The sequence below is a fragment of the Streptomyces cacaoi genome (assembly GCF_006539165.1).
In the GTDB taxonomy this organism is placed as follows: domain Bacteria; phylum Actinomycetota; class Actinomycetes; order Streptomycetales; family Streptomycetaceae; genus Streptomyces; species Streptomyces cacaoi.
The window spans coordinates 1-1,632 of sequence record NZ_BJMM01000160.1; the positions used below are offsets into that span (position 1 = coordinate 1).

1 protein-coding gene is annotated in these 1,632 nt (G+C 74.2%); it reads left to right on the top strand.

From position 1 onward, the window contains the following. Positions 1-1,632: non-ribosomal peptide synthetase (locus tag SCA03_RS34720; protein WP_141275899.1), on the top strand; the 1,632-nt coding region annotated here is incomplete at both ends.

Here is a 1,632-nt window from a genome sequence, read left to right on the forward strand (position 1 = left end):
ACGTCTCCGGCGAGCTGAGCCTGCGCGAGCTGCTGGCGCAGGTCAGGGAGCGCAGCCTGGACGCGTTCACCCACCAGGACGTGCCGTTCGACGCGCTGGTGGACCGGCTCAACCCGGTGCGGACCCGGGCGCACCACCCGCTCGTCCAGACCCTGTTCGCCTGGCAGAACGTCTCCCTCCCCGATCTGTCCCCGGACGGCCTGGAGATCACCCCGCTCCGCGCCGACACCCGCACCGCGCGCATGGACCTCACCTTCGCGCTGCGGGAGCGGTTCGACGACTCCGGGCGGCCCCGGGGGATCGGCGGCGTCGTCGAGTACCGCACGGATGTCTTCGACGCCGCGACCGTGGAGCGCATGGTGGCGCGCTGGCAGCGGCTGCTGTCGACGATGTGCGCCGACGCGGAGCTGCCCGTGCGGGCGGTCGACCTCCTGGACGAGGAGGAGCACGCCCGGCTGGACGCGCTCGGCAACCGGGCCGTGCTGGAGGAACCGCCCGCCGACCCGTCCATCCCGGAGCTGTTCGCCGCGCAGGTGCGGTCGCGGCCGGGTGAGACGGCGCTGGTGTACGAGGGGCGGTCGTGGACGTACCGGGAGGTGGACGAGGAGTCGACGCGGCTGGCTCGGCTGCTGGCCGACCGGGGCGTGGCCGCCGGTGACGTGGTGGCGCTGCTGCTGCCCCGCTCGGAGTGGACGGTCCTGGCCGTGCTGGCGGTGCTGAAGCTGGGCGCCGCGTATCTGCCGGTGGACGCGGCCCACCCGGACGAACGGGTGCGCTTCGTCCTGGGCGACGCGGCACCGGTGGCGGTCGTGACGACCGCGGGGCTCGCGCACCGGGTCGCCGCGGCGGGCGTGCCGGTGGTGGACGTGGCCGATCCGGCCGCGGCCGGACTGCCCACCGAACCGCTGCCGCACCCGGACGCCCGTCACATCGCCTACCTCATCTACACCTCCGGGACGACCGGCACACCCAAGGGGGTCGCGCTCACGCACGCCAATGTGACCCAGCTGTTCGCGCCCTCGGGCCGGGAGTTCGTGCCCGGGCCGGGGCAGGTGTGGTCGCTGTTCCACTCGTACGCGTTCGATGTGTCGGTGTGGGAGACGTGGGGCGCGCTGCTGCACGGCGGGCGGCTCGTCGTCGTCCCCGAGGACGTCGTCCACTCGGCCACCGACTTCCACCGCCTGCTCGTCGACGAACAGGTCACCGTCGTCAACCAGACGCCTTCCGCGCTGGAGATGCTCTCGCCCGAGGGGCTGGAGGGCGTGCGCGCCGTCGTCCTCGGCGGGGAGGCGTGCTCGGCGGAGCTGGTGGACCGCTGGGCGCCCGGCCGCTTCATGATCAACGGATATGGCGAGGCCGAGACGTTCTACGCGTCCATGAGCGCGCCCATGCGGCCCGGTGAGGGCGCACCCATCGGGACACCGGTGCCGGGCGACGCGCTGTTCGTCCTCGACGGCGGGCTGCGCCGGCTGCCGGTGGGCGTGGTCGGCGAGCTGTACGTCGCCGGACGCAGCGTGGGCCTGGGCTACCGGGGCCGCGGGGGGCTGACGGCGTCGCGGTTCGTGGCGTGTCCGTTCGGGGCGCCCGGGGCGCGGATGTACCGGACCGGGGATCTGGTGCGCTGGAACGCGC